The sequence below is a fragment of the Ralstonia sp. 110700041-2 genome (assembly GCF_056280165.1).
In genome coordinates, this window is record NZ_JBSFAI010000013.1 from 54,901 (window position 1) to 73,910 (window position 19,010).

16 protein-coding genes are annotated in these 19,010 nt (G+C 65.7%); 9 read left to right on the top strand and 7 right to left on the bottom strand.

Annotation, left to right across the window (positions count from 1 at the left end; translation table 11 throughout):
- Positions 1-133 precede the first annotated feature (133 nt).
- The 3 genes from ACUXH0_RS18835 to ACUXH0_RS18845 all read left to right on the top strand — a co-directional run bounded on the left by ACUXH0_RS18835 (position 134) and on the right by ACUXH0_RS18845 (position 2,750).
- Positions 134-1,318, top strand: coding sequence for an MFS transporter (locus tag ACUXH0_RS18835; RefSeq protein ID WP_182594490.1), 1,185 nt, complete (start codon positions 134-136; stop codon positions 1,316-1,318).
- A 207-nt stretch (positions 1,319-1,525) separates the two neighbouring features.
- Positions 1,526-1,915: a hypothetical protein gene (locus ACUXH0_RS18840; protein ID WP_004636096.1), complete on the top strand. Its 390-nt coding sequence runs from the start codon at positions 1,526-1,528 to the stop codon at positions 1,913-1,915.
- 4 nt (positions 1,916-1,919) lie between these two features.
- Positions 1,920-2,750 (top strand): hypothetical protein, encoded by an 831-nt coding sequence (locus ACUXH0_RS18845; RefSeq protein ID WP_259393723.1) that lies wholly within the window; start codon positions 1,920-1,922, stop codon positions 2,748-2,750.
- Here ACUXH0_RS18845 and ACUXH0_RS18850 read toward each other — a convergent pair.
- Together ACUXH0_RS18850 and ACUXH0_RS18855 are read right to left on the bottom strand one after the other, a co-directional pair.
- Positions 2,740-3,528 (bottom strand): DUF1045 domain-containing protein, encoded by a 789-nt coding sequence (locus ACUXH0_RS18850; protein ID WP_182594491.1) that lies wholly within the window; start codon positions 3,526-3,528, stop codon positions 2,740-2,742. The genes ACUXH0_RS18845 and ACUXH0_RS18850 overlap by 11 nt on opposite strands.
- 8 nt (positions 3,529-3,536) lie before the next feature.
- Positions 3,537-4,712, bottom strand: a complete 1,176-nt coding sequence (locus ACUXH0_RS18855; protein WP_182594492.1) for an alpha-D-ribose 1-methylphosphonate 5-triphosphate diphosphatase — start codon at positions 4,710-4,712, stop codon at positions 3,537-3,539.
- A 170-nt stretch (positions 4,713-4,882) separates the two neighbouring features.
- Between ACUXH0_RS18855 and ACUXH0_RS18860 the strand changes: the two genes are divergently transcribed.
- Together ACUXH0_RS18860 and ACUXH0_RS18865 are read left to right on the top strand one after the other, a co-directional pair.
- Complete coding sequence (locus tag ACUXH0_RS18860) at positions 4,883-7,606, top strand: sensor domain-containing protein (protein ID WP_182594493.1); 2,724 nt, start codon at positions 4,883-4,885, stop codon at positions 7,604-7,606.
- A gap of 148 nt (positions 7,607-7,754) precedes the next feature.
- The gene (locus tag ACUXH0_RS18865; RefSeq protein ID WP_182594494.1) at positions 7,755-9,167 is read left to right on the top strand and encodes a methyl-accepting chemotaxis protein; all 1,413 of its coding nucleotides are present in this window, start codon (positions 7,755-7,757) and stop codon (positions 9,165-9,167) included.
- Positions 9,168-9,496: 329 nt separating this feature from the next.
- On the opposite strand, the gene ACUXH0_RS18870 is transcribed toward ACUXH0_RS18865, so the two are convergent.
- The 4 genes from ACUXH0_RS18870 to ACUXH0_RS18885 all read right to left on the bottom strand — a co-directional run bounded on the left by ACUXH0_RS18870 (position 9,497) and on the right by ACUXH0_RS18885 (position 13,813).
- On the bottom strand, positions 9,497-10,819 hold the full coding sequence (locus ACUXH0_RS18870; protein WP_012434956.1) for an MFS transporter: 1,323 nt from the start codon (positions 10,817-10,819) through the stop codon (positions 9,497-9,499).
- 168 nt (positions 10,820-10,987) lie between these two features.
- On the bottom strand, positions 10,988-12,346 hold the full coding sequence (locus ACUXH0_RS18875) for an amidase (RefSeq protein WP_004629874.1): 1,359 nt from the start codon (positions 12,344-12,346) through the stop codon (positions 10,988-10,990).
- Between the two features lie 27 nt (positions 12,347-12,373).
- A complete protein-coding gene (locus tag ACUXH0_RS18880; protein ID WP_004629871.1) occupies positions 12,374-13,051 on the bottom strand; it encodes a DUF2848 domain-containing protein in 678 nt (225 codons plus the stop codon).
- A gap of 45 nt (positions 13,052-13,096) precedes the next feature.
- The gene (locus ACUXH0_RS18885) at positions 13,097-13,813 is read right to left on the bottom strand and encodes a GntR family transcriptional regulator (protein ID WP_004629868.1); all 717 of its coding nucleotides are present in this window, start codon (positions 13,811-13,813) and stop codon (positions 13,097-13,099) included.
- A 175-nt stretch (positions 13,814-13,988) separates the two neighbouring features.
- On the opposite strand from ACUXH0_RS18885, the gene ACUXH0_RS18890 reads away from it, so the two are divergent.
- The 3 genes from ACUXH0_RS18890 (at position 13,989) to ACUXH0_RS18900 (ending at position 17,022) form a co-directional block, all read left to right on the top strand.
- Entirely contained in the window at positions 13,989-15,254 is a 1,266-nt protein-coding gene (locus ACUXH0_RS18890; RefSeq protein ID WP_024973471.1) for a flavin-dependent oxidoreductase, read from the top strand.
- Between the two features lie 45 nt (positions 15,255-15,299).
- A complete protein-coding gene (locus ACUXH0_RS18895; RefSeq protein ID WP_012434958.1) occupies positions 15,300-16,433 on the top strand; it encodes an ABC transporter substrate-binding protein in 1,134 nt (377 codons plus the stop codon).
- Between the two features lie 73 nt (positions 16,434-16,506).
- Positions 16,507-17,022 carry a MarR family winged helix-turn-helix transcriptional regulator gene (locus tag ACUXH0_RS18900; RefSeq protein ID WP_182594495.1) on the top strand — a complete coding sequence of 172 codons (516 nt, stop codon included), beginning with the start codon at positions 16,507-16,509 and terminating at the stop codon, positions 17,020-17,022.
- Positions 17,023-17,104: 82 nt separating this feature from the next.
- Here ACUXH0_RS18900 and ACUXH0_RS18905 read toward each other — a convergent pair whose 3' ends face one another.
- Positions 17,105-17,446 (bottom strand): hypothetical protein, encoded by a 342-nt coding sequence (locus tag ACUXH0_RS18905; RefSeq protein WP_182594496.1) that lies wholly within the window; start codon positions 17,444-17,446, stop codon positions 17,105-17,107.
- 343 nt (positions 17,447-17,789) lie between these two features.
- Here ACUXH0_RS18905 and ACUXH0_RS18910 point away from each other — a divergent pair, with 343 nt between their 5' ends.
- Positions 17,790-19,010: an HD-GYP domain-containing protein gene (locus ACUXH0_RS18910; protein ID WP_004629858.1), complete on the top strand. Its 1,221-nt coding sequence runs from the start codon at positions 17,790-17,792 to the stop codon at positions 19,008-19,010.

Consider the following 19,010-nt stretch of genomic DNA (forward strand, 5'->3'; position numbering starts at 1 on the left):
GGTTGCGAGCGTGGTGACGCAAGCCGCATACCTGCCTGGCGCAGGGCGGCGTCATACGTTCATCAGCCGGGCGCGGTAGCATGGTGGCTTTTCGGCGCGACGCCTGCGCCCGCGTTTTTCTCAGTTGTCCTTCATGACTTCCGAATACGTCCAATCCGCCGGCGCCTTGCAGCCCCGCCGTCTTCCTCTGTCGGCGCGCGCAGCGACGATGGCGCTCTTTTTCGCCAACGGTGCAACGTTTGCGACGTGGGGCATCCACATTCCAACGGTGAAGGCGCGGTTCGGGCTGTCCGAGGCGTCGCTGTCGTTGGCGATGTTCATGGTGGCCGCGGGCGCCATCGTTGCGATGAAGTTTGCAGGCCAGTGGGCGGCGCGCGTCGGCACGCGGCGCGCAAGCGTCCAGGGCGGCGTGGCATTTGGTGTCATGACCGGGCTCCTCATGTTGATGCCGAGCTACCCGGCGCTGCTGGCCGTGCTGCTGCTGTTTGGCATCACCAATGCCGGTTTTGACGTGGCCATCAATGCGCAGGCCGCCACGGTAGAGGCGAATCACCACAAGCCGATCATCTCTTCGCTACACGGCATGTTCAGCCTGGGCGGAATGGCGGGCGCAGCGGTGGGCGGCGTGCTGCTGGAACTGGGCGTGCCGCCGGCCGTGCATTGCGGCGGCATGGCGCTCGTCACCATGGCGGCCGCCTTGTGTGCCGGCCCGTTCATGCTGCCGGACCACGTGCATGCTGAAGGCGAATCCGCACATCCGACCACGGGCCGCACACTGTTCCTGCTCGGCGTGCTGGCCTTCCTGGGGCTGGTCGGCGAAGGCGCGATGTACGACTGGACGACCGTGTACATGCGCGAGATCGCGCAATCGCCCGAAGCCATTGCCAGCGCCGGGTACGCCGCGTTTTCGGGCGGGATGGCGCTCGCGCGCTTCAGCGGCGATCTCGCACGCGGGCGCTGGGGCAACAAGCATGTGCTTGGCGCCAGTGGCGTGCTGGCAACGGGCGGGATTTTGCTTGCACTGTTGTGGCCAGCACCGATGGCTGTCCTGACAGGCTTTGCGCTGATGGGCGTGGGCGCCGCCAACATGGTGCCGATCTTCTTCATCACCGCGTCCCGCTTGCCCGGCGTGCCGGCCGCCGAAGGCATTGCCGCCGTGGCGCGCTTTGCCTACGTGGGCTTGCTGATCGGTCCGGTCATCATCGGGTTGATTGCGCATCGCTCCGACCTGCGCTGGGGGCTGTCGGTGGTGGCGCTCACCATGGCGTTGATTGCCGTGATGGGCCCGCGTGCGATCCGCCAGCCGGAACGTCGCTGACTGAGCCGCACTTCAGCACGTATCTGCCCAAAAAATATGCAGTTCCTGCGCGTTGACTTTCCTGTGCGCTTGCCATAGCGTACGACGAGGAGAGGGGGTTTCCCGGCGCCGTCGCCAACGTGCCAGTTGCGCAATGACATCGGGATGCGTTCAAAACGAGGCTGCGCTATCAGCCAGCCCAAACGACCCATAGGAAAGGAGCTTCAGATGCCGTACAAACGTCTTACCCTCGTGGCAGCGGTAGCTGTCGTGGCAGCCATCGGCACCGTAGCCCACGCGCAGACCGACCAGAAGAAGTTCGACCCCTACAGCCAAGGCGCAAAAGTCGGCGACAAGTTTGACCCGTACCAACAGGGTGCGAAGGCCGGCGACAAGTTCGACCCGTATTCGCAAGGCGCCAACAAGAACGACAGCACCGCCAGCGCGCTCAACCCCGGCGCCCAGCCGGCCAATGTCGAGAAGGGCAAGTACGACACGTACACCCAGGGCGCCAAGGCCGGTGAGAAGTTCGATCCATATAGCCAGGGTGCGAAGGCCGGTGGCAAGTTTGACCCGTACAGCGAGGGCGCCAACAAGAAGGACGCGCCCAAGCAGTAAGCCCATGCTCAATGGGTTCATGAAGACGCTGATGCATCACCCGATGCATCGGCGTTTTTCTTTATGGAACGCCGCCGCAGCCGTGGCGGCGATTGCATTGGCGTGGCCTGTGCATGCAGCGGGGCTGTGCTCCGCGCCATGGGTGCACGACGGTAGCCGCGTGCGCCTGGACGGCAACGGCGAGACGCCGATGATCGTCGAGTTCACGCTCCACGATGTCAGCCGCGACATGCAGGACGGCTGCGAGATCGGCCTGCACATCTACGCCAAATCGGGCCTCGTAGCGCTGGGCGGCCGGCCGATCGAGACGGTGCAGGAGCACCAGCTGCTGGTGGACGAAGCCGGCGTGGTCACACGCATCGTCAGCATCAATGGCCGCGTGTTTGCGCAAAGCGAACATGCCGATCTGGTCGGCACCGTGAGCACGGCCATCTCGGGCATGTTCCTGTACGGCGCCGGCTTGGCGCCCGAAGCCCAGATGCTGCCGGGCGATACGTATGAATCGAGCTTCGACTTCGATGTGGTGTCGCCGCGGCTGGGGATCTCTGTGGGGCGCATGCGGGCCGAGCGCGCCAAGGTGGAGGTGTCGGAGCGGGAGGTCGGGCCACCGCAGTCGATGAACACCGTGGTCGGCCAGTTGCAGTGCCGGCCGATCCGCTACACGCGCACCGCGCGCCTCGGGGTGCTGCGGCTGGGCAATGAAACGCTCGAGCCTGACCCCACTGTTGCCCACATCACTGATTGGTATTGCCCCGAAGCGGCCGTCGTGATGCGCCAGGAGGTTGAGCAGCACGGCCAGACGCAGGTGATCGACGTGGTCGAACTCAAGCGCTAAGCGCGCTCTGCGCAGCGTCGAAGTCTTCGGTGCTGCCATCAAACCGGTACACACGTGCCACCGTGAACGGTGCTTCCGGGGCAGCTTGCGAGAACAAGGCAATGTGGTCGATGGGCATGGCGGCTGGCAGCACCATGCGCGTGGCTTCCAGTGCGCGATAGCACGCGAGCTGCTCGGCATGGTCGAGCCGGCCGGTCAGCGTGACGTGGAACGTGAACGTATCAAACACATACGGATAACCCCAGCGCTGAAGATGGCGCTCCTGCGCATCTGACAGGCCGGTGCGGCGGCGGCGCGCGAGTTCAGTGGGGGGTGGGGGTGCGCGGAAGGCGTCGAACTCGCCGACGCACGCGTCGGCGAACTGGTGGAGCGTGTCGCGGGCGGGATCGCCATGACGCAGCCGCCAGGCCAAGAAGCCGCGCAGCGTCTGCAAGGCGGGCTCGATCGCAAAGGCTTGCTGCTGCTGTGCAAAGCGGCGCAGCACGGCATCCAGCTCATCGACGGTGCGATCGGTTGCCAGGCGGAACGGCGGCTTGAACGTGGCGTGCAGGCCGTACTGACGCGGCGCTTCGGTCCAGCGGTCGAGCGTGGCGAGATCGATGCCGGCTTCACAGGCAAACGCTTCGCGCTGATCTGCGGAGATGGCGGTGTTGGTGCGCGCGCAGCGGCCGAGCCACCGTGTGCCCAGCCCGTACCACGGCTCGGGCGGCAGCAGGTAGAGCGCGTATCGCCAGGCCGCCGGTATCGATGACGATAAGGGTGCCCGCGCCTGCTCCATGGTGTTGTTCAGCCGATCAGCGGCAATTGGCCCGCGGCATGGCGCAGCCGTCCGCCCACCACGGCCGCCACCACGCGCGGCAGGCCGGGGCGGCGGTCATCCACCACGATGGCATCGGCGCGCAGCCCAGGCGCGAGTACGCCGCGATCCGTCAGTCCTGCGGCTTCTGCCGGGTTGGCCGCCACCAGCGCCCAGGCCTCGGCCAGTGGCACCACGCCGCGCTCGGCGAGCTTGAACGGAGCTGCCAGCAGGGCCGGGTAGTAATAGTCGGAAGCCAGCACGGTGCCCAGGCCCGCCGCCACCATGGCCGACGCATTCGGTGCGCCATGGTGGCTGCCGCCGCGTACCACGTTGGGCGCACCGAAGACGATATGTCCGCCATGCGCGCGCGCTGCCTGCGCAACATCCGCGGTCAACGGGAATTCAGTGACGGTGCAGCCGTGCGCGTGGAACGTGTTGCGCGTGGCAATGTCGGGTTCGTCGTGTGAAGCCATGCAGATGCCGCGTTGCTGCGCCGCCCGCGCGAGCGTGCCCGTCACCTCGGCGAGCCTCGTGGCGTTGACTGCGGCGGCATGCAGACGCGAGAGGAACGTGTCGATGTCGCACTCGGCGCGATCGGCGTACTGTGCGAGCTTGCGTGCGTCGCCCAGCTTGTCGCGCATCATCGGCAGGTGATCGTTGAACGACAGGAAGTGCACGCGCCCGGCATCCATCCAGGCGAGCGCATCGGCAACGCCATCGGCGTGATGCAATTCGAAGCGCAAGTGCATCAAATGCTGTGCCCCCAGGTGCGGGCGCATGGCATCGAGCGTGTCGAGCATGCGCACGGCGTAGGCGCGGCCACGCAGGCCGCCCTCCCAGGAATACGTGACGCCGTGGAATTCGGTGGTGATGCCGCAGGCCAGCAATTGGCCGTCAACGTCGGCCAGCGCGGTCTCGTAGGGAAAGGCCACACCGGGGCGCGGCATGACGGCGCGTTCGAAGGCATCGCCGTGCAGGTCGACGATGCCGGGCAGGACGAGCAGGTCGCCGCAGTCGATCATCCCGCGCGTCGGGTTCCCGTCACACGCAGCGATCTGCCCGTCGCGAAATTGCACAGCAGCTTCCGCCAGCCCCTCGGCGAGCAGGGTGCGTCGCGAAATCAGGCCGGCCACGTGGCCGACGGAAGACGAAAACGATTGCATAACGCCAAGGTGCGAACAGTTGTGCAGGAACGTCGTGCGGGCATTGTGCCGCAACTGACGTGCCGCTTGACCGCATATCGGCCATTTGCCCCACCCTGAAGGGGGGAGAGGTAGCCAAACGCCTTAACTTTCCCGACACGATGGTCGATATCTTGAAAAAGAACCCAGATATGGACGCCACCTCTGCTGAGCGGCCTGACCGTCCTGGACCGGATGTGATCGACCAGGACACCCGCAGGCCGCTGCCGCTCGCTGATGACCGCTACGAGGCGCTCGTCCGGCAAATGCCGGATGCGCTGTACATCGTGGCGGACGACATTATCGTTTTCGTCAACGAGGCGGGCGTTCGCCTGTTTGGCGCGCAGACGGCACGCGACATCGTGGGCCACGAGCTGGACGAGTTCGTGCACGACAACTCGATGCACCTCGCCCGCCAGCGCCGGGAGTGGATGGTCTCGCACGGTGCAGGCTTGCCCCCGGTCGAGCAGACCTTGCTGCGCTGCGATGGCACACCGGTGGAGGTCGAGGTGCTTTCCGCGCCGGTACAGCTTGGCTGGCGCACTGCCATCCAGGTGGTGGCACGCGACATCACCCAGCGCAAGCAGGCCGAACAGGCCCTGCGCGAATCCGAAGCCAATTACCGTGCACTGGCCGCCGAAACCGCACGCGCCAAGGAATTGCTGCGCTGCGAAAAGACCGTGCTCGAACTCAGCACGCGCAATGTGCCGTTGCCCGACCTGCTGGCCGAGGTGTGCCGGCTGGTGGAGGCCCTGCTCGACGATGGCGCCATGTGCTCGGTCCTGCTCAGTGCTGATGGCGAGCACATCACGCAAGCCGTGGCACCGTCGCTGCCTTGCACGCTCTCCCAGGTGCTGGTTGGGATCGCGATCGGCCCTTCGGTCGGTTCATGCGGCACGGCCATGTTCCTGAACAAGACCGTGGTGGTGGAAGACATCGACGCCGACCCGCTCTGGGACGGCTACCGTGACATCGTTGCGCCGCTCGGCCTGCGCGCGTGCTGGTCGACGCCCATCCGCGGCGACAACGCGCAGATGATCGGCGCGATGGGCATCTACTACGACACCCCGCGTGCGCCCACGCGCGACGCCATGGGGCTGCTCGACGGTATTACCGACATCATCGGTGTGGCCGTGCAGAAGGCGCATATCGCGCGCGATCTGAGGGAGAGCGAAGAACGCTATCGCCTCGCCGTCGACAACCTGACCGAAGGCATCGTCGTGCAGACGGCCGACGGCACCATCCTCGCCTGCAACCCGAGCGCGCGGCGCATTCTCCGGGCGGGCAGCGTGTCGCCGGTGGGCACCAGCCACCTGGCGCTGATGCGGCGCTCGTTGCGCGAAGACGGCAGCGAGATCCCGGTCAACGAGCGCCCCACGCGCGTGGTGCTGGCCACCGGCCGGCCGCTGCTGGGCTTGACTGTTGGCCTGGAACTGGTTGACGGCGATGTGGTGTGGGTGCACGAAAACGTGCTGCCCATCGTGCGCCCTGGCGACAATACCCCCTCAGCCGTGCTGATCTCGTTCAACGATATCGGGCCGGCGCGCGCAGCCCAGCAGCAGCTCACTTTCCTCGCGCAGCGTGATGCGCTCACCGGCTTGTACAACCGCGCGTACTTCTCGCAGCGCATGCAGGCGGTGATGGAGCAGGCCGCCAGCCAGGCCAACGAGGGGCACCAGGTCGCCGTGCTGTTCCTCGATCTGGATGGCTTCAAGAAGGTGAACGACACGGCTGGCCACGAAGCGGGCGACCACCTGCTGCGCATCGTCGCGCAACGGCTGTCGGCCTGCGTGCGCCAGAGCGATACGCTGGCGCGCCTCGGCGGCGATGAGTTCGTCGTGCTGCTCGACAACGTGCGCTCGTTGGGTGAAGCGGAACGCTTGGCCAAGCGCATCGTCCATTCCATCGCGCAGCCGTTCTCGACCAGCGGCACGGAGTACTACCTGGGCGCGTCGATCGGCATCGCGCTGTACCCGGAGCACGGCAACGACGCCGCCACGCTGCTGCGCTGTGCGGATGCCGCCATGTACAACGCCAAGCAGAACGGCCGCAACCAGCATCGCGTGTACACCGCGCGCCTGTCGCAGCGGGCGCAGCGGCGCTTCCAGCTGGAATACCACCTGCGCCGCGCGCTGACGGCGGGCGAGCTGTCGTTGCGCTTCCAGCCCATCGTCGACGCCACATCGATGGACATCGTTGGCGCTGAAGTGCTGCTGCGGTGGCACAGCACCGAACTGGGCGAGGTGTCCCCCGCCGAGTTCATTCCCGTGGCGGAAGACGCCGGGCTTATCGGCGACATCGGCGAATGGGTGCTGGCGCAGGCGTGCCGCCAGGCTGCGCATTGGCGCGCCACCTGCATGCCGGAGTTCTTCGTGGCCGTGAACCTGTCGCCGCGCCAGTTTGGCGAGGGACTGGTGCCGACCATCTCGCGCTGCCTGACCGAAGCTGGATTGCCCGCCAGCGCGCTGGAAATGGAGATCACCGAAGGCTTGCTCATGCGCGACACGGCTGCTGTGATGCCGATGCTCGACGCGCTCACGGCCCTGGGCATTCGCATCTCGATCGATGATTTCGGCACGGGCTATTCGTCACTGTCGTATCTGCAACGCTTCCCGATCGACAACCTGAAGGTGGATCGCTCGTTCGTCTCGGGCATTCCGCGCCATCGCGATTCGGTGGTGATCTCGCGTGCCGTGGTCGCGATGGCCGCGTCGCTGGACATGACCGTCACGGCAGAGGGTGTCGAGACGCTGGAGCAGGCCGAGTTCCTGCAAGCCGCAGGGTGCGACAAGTTGCAGGGCTTCCTGTTCGGCCCCCCGATGACGGCTGCCGCCTACGAGTCACGGCTGCGCCGCGACCGTTCCGCGCGGGCCTAGTGCAGCGCAAGGTGCATGTAATGCCCGCGTAAGTCAGGGCGGGTAGCGTCGCTCAAGCGCGCTTCGCACGTGCCGATACCCCCTTAGAGGGCCGCTTCGCCATCAGCGCGAGGGCGCACACAACAACGACAATTGGAGACAACCGCACGTGAAGCCATTCGCCTGGGGCCGCGGCCCGAAAGCTTCTCCCGACCTTGTTGCCCGTATTGCGGAAGAGGCCGGCCGCGTTGGCATGGGCATCTGCGAGGTCTCCGGCAACGTGGAAGACGTGGCCGTGCGCCTGCGCCGGCAGGCCGACGTGTTCGATCAGTTGCGCAACGCGGCCGATGTCACCATGCGCGGCAATCACGATATCGCCGTAGCGGCGCAGCACGCGCGCAAAGTCGCATCGCATGCCAGCGAAGAGGTGAGCGGCTCGCGCGAAACGGTCGATGCATCGCTGCGCGACATTCGCGAGCTGGCCGTTGGTGTGGCGAGCATGGAACAGCAGATTGCTGCACTGCGTGAAGCGCTGATCCAGGTGGCGCAGGCGTCCGAGCAGATTTCGCAGATTGCCAGGCAGACCAATCTGCTGGCAATCAACGCCGCCATTGAAGCGGCGCGCGCGGGGGAATCGGGCCGTAGCTTTGCAGTGGTTGCGGGTGCGGTGAAGCAGCTTGCCGGGCAGACCGCCGAAGCGACGCAGCGTATCGAAACCACCTTGGCGGATTTGTCTGGCCAGACCGACAAGCTGATCGGCGACAGCAGTGCAAACGTTGCGCGCGCCCAGCGTGTGGATGCCGGCACGCAGGCCATTGGCGCGGTGATTGGCGTGGCGGGCGAGGCCATTGCGCGCTTCGACGTCGAGGCGACCAGCATTGCGGAATCCACTGCGGCCATCGAAGACGAATGCGCGTCGCTCGCGCGTGAGGTGGAGGCGATGGCTGAGGGTGTGAAGCAATCGAGCCACAACATCGACAACGCGCAACGGCAGCTTTCGGGGTTGCTGGGGGCGTCGGAAACGCTGATCCGGTTGACGGCCTCAACGGGTGTGCAGAGTGCCGATACGCCGTTCACCGAAGCGGTGCAGACCGCCGCCGGCAAGATCAGCGCATTGTTTGAATCGGCGCTGGCGCGCGGCGATATCAATGAGGGCGATTTGTTCGACCGCACCTATGCGCCTGTGCCGAATACCGACCCGCCGCAGCATATGACGCGGTTTACGACGTTCACGGACCGTGTGTTGCCTGCGGTACAGGAGCCGTTGCTCCAGTTGGATCCGCGCGTGGTGTTTTGTGCGGCGGTCGACACCAACGGCTACCTTCCGACGCACAACCTGAAGTTCTCGCAGCCGCAGGGGAGTGATCCGGTCTTGAATGCGGCCAACAGCCGCAACCGCCGGCTGTTCACCGATCGCACGGGGCTGGGGGCGGCGCGCAATACCGAGGCGTTCCTGTTGCAGACCTATCGTCGCGATATGGGGAATGGGACGTTCGCGATGATGAAGGATGTGTCGGCGCCGATTTACGTCAGGGGCCGTCACTGGGGTGGGTTCCGGATGGGCTACAAGGTGGCCGGTTGAGGTCCGTAACGCCGGGGGTGGGCTTTGGAACCTCGCGCGTTGGTTTTTGCTGTTACTGGTGCGTCCCTTGTTTCGTCCCCTGCCGGGGCCGACTTACTTTCTTTGTCTTGCCAAAGAAAGGTCAGCAAAGAAAGGCGCGCCCGAGATGGCGAACCACTCCTTGAATTTCTGTAACCGGGCGGAGAAGGAGGCAAACTCGCTGCGCTCAGACAGTTCCCCGTCTTTTTTCCGCCCGCTTACAGAAATTCAAGGCGCCATCTAGGGCAGGAACGTCAACGGCCAAACCATCGCGGCGCGGGAGTTGGCGCCGCGATGGTTCGTCTGCGTGCTTAGTGTTTGCGCGTGCCTAGGATGACCAGCACGGCGGCGCCCAGCTCCAGCGCGGCTACGAAGTAGAGGCCGGCGGAGAGGTGGCCGGTGCTGGTCTTCAGCCAGCCGATCATGTACGGCGCGACGAAGCCGGCGAGGTTGCCGATGGAGTTGATGAGGGCGATGCCGCCTGCGGCTGCGGTGCCGGCAAGGAACACGGCCGGGATCGACCAGAACACCGGGAACGCGGCGAGGATGCCGATGGCGGCGACCGTCAGCGAGACCAGCGCCAGAAACGGCGAGCCCAGCGTAGCGCCTGTCGCCACCAGGCCGGCGCTGGCGATGAGGGCGGCGATGGCGCAGTGCATGCGGCGTTCGCCCGTGCGGTCGGAATGCGCGCCGTTCCACACCATCGCAATCGTGCCGGCGATGAACGGAATGGCCGAGATCAGCCCGATCTGGAAATTGCCCTGCACGCCCAGCTCCTTGATGATCGACGGCGTCCAGAACGCGATGGTGGCGTTGCCGCTGACCACGCAGAAGTAGATGGCTGCACAGACCCACACGCGGGCGTTGGCGAGTGCCGCACCAAACGAGGCGTGCTTGGCGGGGTCGCGGTTCTCCGCTTCAACGGCGCGGACGACGGCGTCTTGCTCGGCAGCGGAAAGCCACTTGGCCTGGCGAGGCGTTTCGGGCAGCCATGCAAGCACGGCAAAGCCGGCCAGCACGGAAGGAATGCCTTCGAGCAGGAACAGCCATTGCCAGTTGGCGAGGTGGCCCACGCCTTCCATGCGGCTCATGATGAAACCCGCAACTGGGCCGCCCACCACGCCCGCAATCGCAAACGAAGTCATGAACAGGCCGTTGATGCGCGCGCGGTGTGCGGAGGGAAACCAGTACGTCAGGTACAGCACCACGCCGGGGAAGAAGCCGGCTTCAAAGATGCCCAGCAGAAAGCGCATCACGTAGAACGAGGTCGGCGTCTTCACGTAGATCATCGCCATCGAGGCCAGGCCCCACAGGATGGTGATGCGTGCCAGCGTCTTGCGTGCGCCGATCTTTTCCAGCAGCAGGTTGCTCGGCACCTCAAACAGAAAGTAGCCGATGAAGAAGATGCCCGCGCCCAGGCCGTACACCGCTTCGCTGAACTGCAGATCCTGCAGCATCGACAGCTTGGCAAAGCCGACATTGACGCGGTCGATCCACGCGAGGATGAACAGCACCACCAGGAACGGCACCAGCCGATACGCAATGCGCCGGTAGGTGACATCCAGCTCGGTGCTGGGGATGGACTGGCTGGTCGGGTCTGTTGGGTTGGCCGGAAGGGCTTGGGTTTGCGACATGGTTTCCTCCAATAGCGTGTGCGGGCGCCGGCGTTTCGTTGTGCTGCCTTGTTGTCCGAAACGCAGGCATGAGTTGGGCCTGGCGCGTCTGCAGCGCGCCTTTTTGGCTTGGCTTGGGGAACCGCCTGCGTGGCCCGGACGCAGGCGGAGAATGTTCTGGCTAGTCGATCAACGCAGGGCAGCCTCCACCGCCCGGCCGACGCGCAGGATGCGCGCGTCGTCGTTGGCGAGACCGCAGAGCGACAGGCCGACCGGCAGTTCGCCGGCAACGTGTACCGGCAGCGTCAGCGCGCAGCCGTCCAGGAAATTGATCACGCTCGGATTGCGCAGCGTGAGCGCATTGATGCGGAAGAACTGCGCGTCATCGACCTCGAGCGGAGCGACCTCGGGCGGCACGATGGCAACCGTCGGCATCAGCCATGCATCGAAGTTGCCCAGGCGCTTGCGTGCGGCGGCAATCATGCGTGCGCGTGCGTTGATCACGTCGATGTATGCGGCCGCGCTCATCTGTTCGCCACGGCGGATGCGCGTGGCCACGCGCGGGTCGTACTGGACTTCGGCACGCGCGAGCAGCGAGCGATGCCATGCCCAGGATTCCGCTGCCGAGAAGCCGCCGCCGCTGTTGATCTCCGGCAGTTGCAGCAATTCGGGAAATTCGAAACGCACGATGTGCGCGCCGGCACGCTCCAGCCGTTCAACAGCGCGTTCGAATGCAACGGCGACCGTGTTGTCGAGGTCCGCGCCGACAAAGTCCTGCGTGATACCGAAACGCAATCCGGCCAGCGGCACGGCGGTGGTGTCGAATGCGTCGTTGCCGGACTCGCCGCTCAACACGGCGTCGACGATCGCGCAGCAGTCGACCGAGTTGGCGAGCGGGCCGCCGGAATCGAGCGACGTGGACAACGGCACGCCGCCCGTCATCGGCACGCGGCGGGCGGTGGGCTTGAAACCCGTCAGATTGCAGAACGCCGACGGAATGCGGATCGAGCCGCCGGTGTCGGTACCCAGTGCCGCCACGGCCATGCCGCCCGCAACGGTGACGGCGCCGCCCGAGGTGGAGCCGCCCGCCGCGCGCGCGCCATCCGCCGGCGTGCGCGGTGTGCCGTAATGCGGGTTCAGGCCCAGACCCGAGAACGCAAATTCGCTCATGTTGGTGCGGCCGAGCAGCACGGCGCCGGCTGCGCGCAGGCGTGCCACGGCGGCGGCATCGGTGGTGGCGCGCGGCTGGTCGGCCAGGGCGCGCGAACCCGCAGCCGTCACCTGGCCGGCCACGTCAAACAGATCCTTGATCGACACCGGCAGCCCGGCCAGCAGCGAGGGCACGTTGCCCGCCGCACGCGCGGCATCGGCGGCGCGCGCCATCGCCAGCGCGGCCTGCACGTCAATGCTCACATAGGCGGCACCGCCCGCGGCGCGGTGCGATTCGGCGCGCTCCAGTGCGGCTTCGGTCAGCGCGATGCTGGTGGTGCGACCGGCTGCCAGTTCAGCGGCCAGCGCGCGGATCATGTTCGGGCGGGGCGTCATCATGCGGTGGTCTCCGTGAGGTGGGGCGCTTCAGCCTTCAACAGGCAGCGTGTCGACAGCATAGCGATGGCGCAGCTCGGTGCCCGACACGGGGTCGATCAGGGCCATGTCGAAGGCCTCGCCAAAACCGAGTTCGCCGATGATGGGCTGCGTGCCGCAGAACATGGCGGTGCCCACCTGGAGCGTGTCGTTGCCGGTGTAGCGGCGGATGAGGTCGCGCGGGTCGAGCATGCGGGTGACGCCGCCTTCCTGGTACAGCGCGGTCTGGCCGTCGCGGGTGCGCCAGGTCTTCATCTGCAGGCTGTCCCAATGGTCGGCCAGCGCTTCGAAGCGCCACACGTCGCGGCTCACGGGCTTGGCGCACATCTGCTTGGACACCGTCACGCCATAGGCTTCGACCTTGCGGTCGGTGTGGTCCGAGCCGATGCCGACCAGCAGGCCCATCGGCGTGGAATACAGCACGAACTCCGCTTCGCCGGACGAATCGGCGCCGGGAATCTCCACGGTGGCGTCGGTCGTCAGCAGCGAGGCCGACACGCGGTAGAAGCACGGCACGCGCGCCGGACGCGCCACGCCAATCGCTTCAAGCTCGGCAATGTGGTGTTCGACGGCTTCGGCATCGCGGCCGGTCCAGCCGGCAATGACAAGGTGGTCCACGGTCACGTCGATGGGGCCGTGGCCGATCAGGTTCAGGTGCAGCGTGGTCATGCGGAATCCGGAAGAGGCGGGAACAACAAACGGGGGGAATCGGGGTCAGAGCGTGCGGATGATCGTGCGGCGGAACTCGTCGATGTGCTCGCGAATGGCTTCGCGCGCTGCGGGCACATCGCGGCGCTCCAGCGCATCGAGCACGGCAAGGTGCTCGTCGTACACGTTCTGCAGGTGTTGCGGCTCTGAAAGCGAGAGGAACCAGAAGCGCGCCTGCTTCTCGTGCAGGCCGCGCAGCAGTTCGGCCAGCACGCGGTTGCGCGAGGCAGCGGAAATGGCGAGATGGAACTTGAGGTCCAGCGCGGCCAGCGCGGCAATGTCCCGGTGCTCGATCAGCGCGGGCGATGCTTCGACGATGGCGCGCATGGCCTCGAAATCGGCCGGGTGGGCACGCTCGGCGGCCAGCGTTACGCACAGGATCTCGTTGGTGGCGCGCACCTCGATCATGTCGAGCACGTCGTTGAGCGACAGCGGCGTCACCAGCACGCCCTTGCGCGGCAGGATCTGCACCAGCCCTTCCACCTCCAGACGATGCAGCGCCTGGTGGATGGGCGTGCGGCCCAGCCCGAGAAGCGCGCCGAGCTGTGCTTCGTTGAGCGGCTCGCCGGGGCGGAATTCGCACGCCATGATGCGGCGCTTGATCTCGTTGTAGGCGAGTTCACGCATGGCGGCGCCCTTGGGCGCATGGGCTGCCGGCTCAACGGCAAACGGTGCGGGCGCGGGTTTGGCGGCGCCTGAAACCAGCTTGATGGGACGCGACATGGGGCGGCCTTGAATCTAGTAAAAGTCGAGTGATGGTATTGTGATATCTCACAGAGCGTCAAGCGGCCAACACGCCGCATTCAGCTGTCTTCATCTAAGTATTTGCCCTGATATGCCTCCGGCTGGCTGCCGTTGATATTCGTTATAGACTGCAACAAATTTCAGGGAGACAGCCATGAAGATCGCCGTCATCGGGGCGGGCATCGGCGGCCTGACGCTCGCGTTGATGGCCGAGCGCCAAGGTTTCGAGGTCGAAGTGTGGGAGGCTGTGCAGACGCTGCGGCCGCTGGGCGTTGGCATCAACCTGCTGCCGCACGCCGCGCGCCAGTTGTGCGAACTGGGGCTGGAAGACACGCTGAGTGCGCTGGCGATTCGCACATCCGCGCTGGCTTACTACAACCGTTTCGGCCAGCCGATCTGGCACGAGCCGCGCGGGCTGGCCGCCGGGTACGACTGGCCGCAGTTCTCCATCCATCGCGGCGAATTCCAGATGACCCTGGCCGATGCCGTGATTGAGCGGCTCGGTGCTGGTTGCATCCGTCTTGGTCACAGCTTCGAGGCGGTCCAATCGACGGGTGAGAAGGGCGGCCCCGTGCGCTTCACCCTGCGCGATCGCGCCAACGACACCGTGGTTGAATCCTCGGCAGACGTGCTGATCGGCGCGGATGGCATCCACTCTGCCGTGCGCCGGCACTTTTACCCGACGGGCGATGCCCCACGTTTTGCGGGCCGCATGCTGTGGCGCGCCGTCACCGACGCAGCGCCGTATCTCGATGGCCGCACCATGTTCATGGCGGGCCACCAGGACCAGAAGTTCGTTGCCTATCCGATCTCGGAACCACTGCGCCAGCAGGGCCGCTCACGCATCAACTGGATTGCCGAACTGCGCGTGCCCGACGAGGCGCCGCCACGCAGCGACTGGAACCGCGAGGTCGATCGCGCGATCTTCCGCAGCGCCTTCGCCGACTGGAAATGGGATTGGATCGACATCCCGGCCTTGATCGACGGTGCGCAAGCCGTGTACGAATTCCCGCTCGTCGACAAAGACCCGTTGCCACGCTGGACCTTCGGTCGCGTCACGCTGCTGGGCGATGCGGCGCACCCGATGTATCCGATCGGCTCGAACGGTAGCGCGCAGGCGATTCTCGATGCACGCGCGTTGGTCGATTGCCTGCTCGCCACGCGCGACACTGGCGTGGCGCTGCGTGAGTACGAGGCCGACCGCCTGCCGCGCACGGCCGGCATCGTGCTGCGCAATCGCCTCAATGGCCCGGAGCAGGTCATGCAACTCGCGCATGAACGCGCACCCCAAGGCTTTGCGCGCATCGACGACGTGATCCCGCGCTCCGAGCTGGAAGGGATTGCGATGCGCTATAAAAAGCTGGCCGGCTTCGATCCGCAATCGCTGCGCGATCAGCTGCCCATGCCCCGCCGCGCCTGAAAAACCCGTAACGCATTCACACGCCAGAAGAGAAAAGGGGACCCCATGACCATCCGCCGCACCCTCTGCGCCGCCGCTGCGCTGTTGCTTGCCACCGCAGCCCATGCCGAAATCGTCGTTGGTGTGAGCCTGTCGACCACAGGTCCGTCGGCGTCGCTCGGCATCACGCAGAAGAACTCGCTGGCGTTCTATCCGGACACCATCGGCGGGGAAAAGCTGCGCCTCGTGGTGGTGGATGACGCCTCCGACCCGAGCACCGGCACGCGCCTGGCGCGCAAGCTCGTGACGGAAGACCACGTCGACATCATCGTTGGCTCATCGGCGGTGGCACCGTCGATTGCGATTGCCGAAGTCGCCACTGAATCGCACACGCCGCAACTGGCGTTGGCGCCGGTCGAGCTGAAACCGGGCAAGGGCGATTGGACCTACCGGCTTGCGCAGCCGATCTCGCTGATGGCCGAGGCGATTGCCACGCGCATGGAGGCGTCCGGCGTCAAGAACGTCGGCTTCATCGGCTTTGCCGATGCGTACGGCGAAAGCTGGCTGAAGGACTTCACCGCCGCCGCCACGCCGCGCGGCATCAAGATCGTCGACGTGGAACGCTATGCCCGCGCGGATACCAGCGTGACGGGGCAGGTCGCCAAGCTGGTCAGCATCAAGCCGGATGCGATCCTGGTGGCCGGCGCGGGCACGGGCGCTGCGCTGCCGCACACCGCGTTGCGCGATCGGGGTTATGCGGGGCCGATCTACCAGACGCACGGCGCGGCGACGAAAGACCTGATCCGCATCGGCGGCAAGGCGGTCGATGGAGCCATCCTGCCGGCAGGCCCGGTGATCGTGGCGGAGCAATTGCCCGACAGCCACCCGAGCAAAAAGACGGCGCTTGAATACGTGACGCGGTATGAGAAGGCCAACGGCCCCGACACGCGCACGCAGTTCGGCGCCCACACGTGGGATGCGCTGCAGGTGCTCCAGCGCATCGTGCCGGTGGCGCTCAAGAAGGCCAAGCCCGGCACGTCTGAGTTCCGCCAGGCGCTGAAGAACGCGCTGGAATCGGAGCACGACATTGTCGTTTCGCACGGGGTGCTCAACTACACGGCCACGGATCACTTCGGCTTTGACGCACGTGGCCGTGTGCTGCTGACCATCGACCACGGCAAGTGGAAATTGCTGAACTGACGTGTATGCGCCCGCATGGCCGGCGGGCGCATCGCCGACGATAATCGAGGGGTCCTTCACCATCAACACCGCCATGCCGCGCACGCCCAAAGCCGACGACCTGTATCCCGCCGTGGCCCCTTCGGGGCATTTCAACCCGCATCTGGCAGACGTGGAGTATGGCGCGCTCGATGGGCTGGTCGGCTATGCCGTGCGCCGCGCGCAGCTGCACATCTACGAAGATTTCGTGCGCTCCCTGCAGACGTGGCACATCACGCCGCCGCGCTTCTCGGCCATGACCGTGATCGCGCACAACCCGAACCTCAAGCTGACCGAGCTGGCCAACATCCTGGGCGTGGCACGCTCCGGTGCGGTGCTGCTGGTCGATACGCTGGAAGACATGGGCATGGTCGAGCGCCAGCCCTCGCCCAAGGACAAGCGCGCGTTCCGGCTCGTGCTGACCGCCAAGGGCGCGACTACCCTCGACGACATCACCCGGGCCGTCACCGCGCACGATGCCCGCGTGACCGCGCATCTTTCGACCGACGAGCGATACACGCTGCTGGCGCTGCTCAACAAGCTGGCCTCGGGGCCGGATTCTGTTTCCTGATCTGCAAGCCGGCGCGTACAAATGGCAAGCGGCCCGAAGGTGGGCCGCTTTGCTTTGGTGCGAACTGCGAGCCGCGAACGCTTCAGCGCTTGTTCGCGTCGATGGCCTTCTGCCAGAGGTCCTTGTCCGGCGGATACAGCGAATCGAAGTACTCGCGCAGCGCGCAGATTTCCTGGACGATCTCGAACGGAAATCCCTGGCGGCCACCGCGCTCGTCAATCTGCAGGCTGTTCAGATAGCGCCGGCAGCCAATGAAATCGGCCCACTTGACGGCAATCGTGTTGATGATGCGCGGAAACTTCCGGCCGAGTTCGATCGGCCGCACCGGGTCGGGCAGCGACGCGAGCCACCGGATGGCGTCGCGGGTGAGCGCGAAGTCATCGTCGTTCTGCTGCTTGCGTTGAGAGGTGCGATCTTGAGTCATATCGGATGCGAATCCTTGAAGGCTAGTGTACCCCTCCCACGCCGGGCCGCCAGCCCGACAGGCGAGGGTCTTGACGCATCACCTGTTTGATTCGACCGCCGCCACAGCCACTGTTCCGCCGTTTGCTTGCCAAGGCTGGGGTGTGCCGCAAGTCGCCCAATCCACATTCGCCTCAAGTTTTGCGCAGGCTTGCCGATAAGCCAAGCGCGGTTTGGCGCGCTGATGGACCAGAGCATCCACCAACGTAAAACGCCTAGACTGCGAAACACGAGCCAGTGTCGGCTGGCACGCCGCTCCCCTAATTCAATCAAAAAACCGGACTTCGAGCCGAGGTAGGCAGGGTATGAAGCGAATCGATGCGAGCCAATTGCGTGTCGGCATGTTTGTGATGAAGCTGGGCGGGTCCTGGCTCAAGCATCCGTTCTGGCGTGCGCAATTCCAGTTGTCCCACCAGGGTCAGATCGACGACATCCGCCGCGCGGGTATCACCGAGATCTGGATCGACCCCGAGCGCGGCGAAGACGTCATGTCGGAGACGCTGATGCCCGCCCCGGCTCCGGCCCCGGCACCCGCGCCCGAGCCGCTCACGCGCGAAACCCTGGCCGCGCGGCCGCCGCTTACGCCGACGTCGCTCAAGGAAGAGTGGAAGCACGCCCAGCAGCTGATGCAAAGCGGCAAGGCGACGCTTGGCCACATGTTTGCCGAAGCGCGCATGGGCCGTGCGCTGGAAACCGAAAAGGCGCTGCTGCTGGTGGATGACGTGTCGAACTCGCTGGCACGCAACTCCTACGCGCTGATTGCGCTGGCGCGGCTGAAGAACAAGGACGACTACACCTACCTGCATTCGTTTGCCGTGTGTGCGTTGATGGTGGCGCTGGCCAAGACGCTGGGGCTGCCTGAAGACGAGATTCGCGAATGCGGGCTGGGCGGGCTGGTGCACGACATCGGCAAATCCGCCATGCCGCGCACGCTGCTCGACAAGAGCACCGCGCTCACCAAGGACGAGCTGGCGCTGCTGCAGACGCACGCCGTGGGCGGCCATCACCTGCTGCAGGGTACAGGCCAGTTCAGCGAGATTGCGCGCGAGATCTGCCTGCACCACCATGAGCGCATTGACGGCAGCGGCTATCCCGACGCCCAGAAGGCCGACGGCATCAGCCTGTGGGCCAAGATGGGCGCCATTTGCGATGTGTACGACACGCTCACGTCGAGCAGCCCGTACCACCATGCGTGGTCTCCCGCGCAGGCGCTGAAATACATGATGGCGCGCACAGACACGCAGTTCGACCGGACCGTGTTCCAGGCCTTCACGCGCAGCGTGGGCATTTACCCGGTGGGCACGCTGGTCAAACTGCGCACTAACCGGCTGGGTGTGGTAGTCCACCAGAACGACGCGTCTGCGCTCAAGCCGGATGTGGTCGTTTTCTATTCGGGCAACACCAAGACGCGCGTGCGCCCCGAGCGCATCAGTTTGGGCAAGTCCGACGATTCGATCGTCACCGTGGAAGACGCCACCACCTGGGGTTTGTCGGACGAGGAAGTCTCCGACATGTGCCTGGTCTGA

Bases quoted from the DNA above. Each gene is read 5' to 3' on its own strand.
- ACUXH0_RS18870 (WP_012434956.1), bottom strand. From the start codon at position 10,819: ATGTCGCAAACCCAAGCCCTTCCGGCCAACCCAACAGACCCGACCAGC.
- ACUXH0_RS18845 (WP_259393723.1), top strand. From the start codon at position 1,920: ATGCTCAATGGGTTCATGAAGACGCTGATGCATCACCCGATGCATCGG.
- ACUXH0_RS18890 (WP_024973471.1), top strand. From the start codon at position 13,989: ATGAAGATCGCCGTCATCGGGGCGGGCATCGGCGGCCTGACGCTCGCG.
- ACUXH0_RS18840 (WP_004636096.1), top strand. From the start codon at position 1,526: ATGCCGTACAAACGTCTTACCCTCGTGGCAGCGGTAGCTGTCGTGGCA.
- ACUXH0_RS18850 (WP_182594491.1), bottom strand. From the start codon at position 3,528: ATGGAGCAGGCGCGGGCACCCTTATCGTCATCGATACCGGCGGCCTGG.
- ACUXH0_RS18860 (WP_182594493.1), top strand. From the start codon at position 4,883: ATGGACGCCACCTCTGCTGAGCGGCCTGACCGTCCTGGACCGGATGTG.
- ACUXH0_RS18910 (WP_004629858.1), top strand. From the start codon at position 17,790: ATGAAGCGAATCGATGCGAGCCAATTGCGTGTCGGCATGTTTGTGATG.
- ACUXH0_RS18900 (WP_182594495.1), top strand. From the start codon at position 16,507: ATGCCGCGCACGCCCAAAGCCGACGACCTGTATCCCGCCGTGGCCCCT.
- ACUXH0_RS18895 (WP_012434958.1), top strand. From the start codon at position 15,300: ATGACCATCCGCCGCACCCTCTGCGCCGCCGCTGCGCTGTTGCTTGCC.
- ACUXH0_RS18875 (WP_004629874.1), bottom strand. From the start codon at position 12,346: ATGATGACGCCCCGCCCGAACATGATCCGCGCGCTGGCCGCTGAACTG.
- ACUXH0_RS18880 (WP_004629871.1), bottom strand. From the start codon at position 13,051: ATGACCACGCTGCACCTGAACCTGATCGGCCACGGCCCCATCGACGTG.
- ACUXH0_RS18885 (WP_004629868.1), bottom strand. From the start codon at position 13,813: ATGTCGCGTCCCATCAAGCTGGTTTCAGGCGCCGCCAAACCCGCGCCC.
- ACUXH0_RS18835 (WP_182594490.1), top strand. From the start codon at position 134: ATGACTTCCGAATACGTCCAATCCGCCGGCGCCTTGCAGCCCCGCCGT.
- ACUXH0_RS18855 (WP_182594492.1), bottom strand. From the start codon at position 4,712: ATGCAATCGTTTTCGTCTTCCGTCGGCCACGTGGCCGGCCTGATTTCG.
- ACUXH0_RS18905 (WP_182594496.1), bottom strand. From the start codon at position 17,446: ATGACTCAAGATCGCACCTCTCAACGCAAGCAGCAGAACGACGATGAC.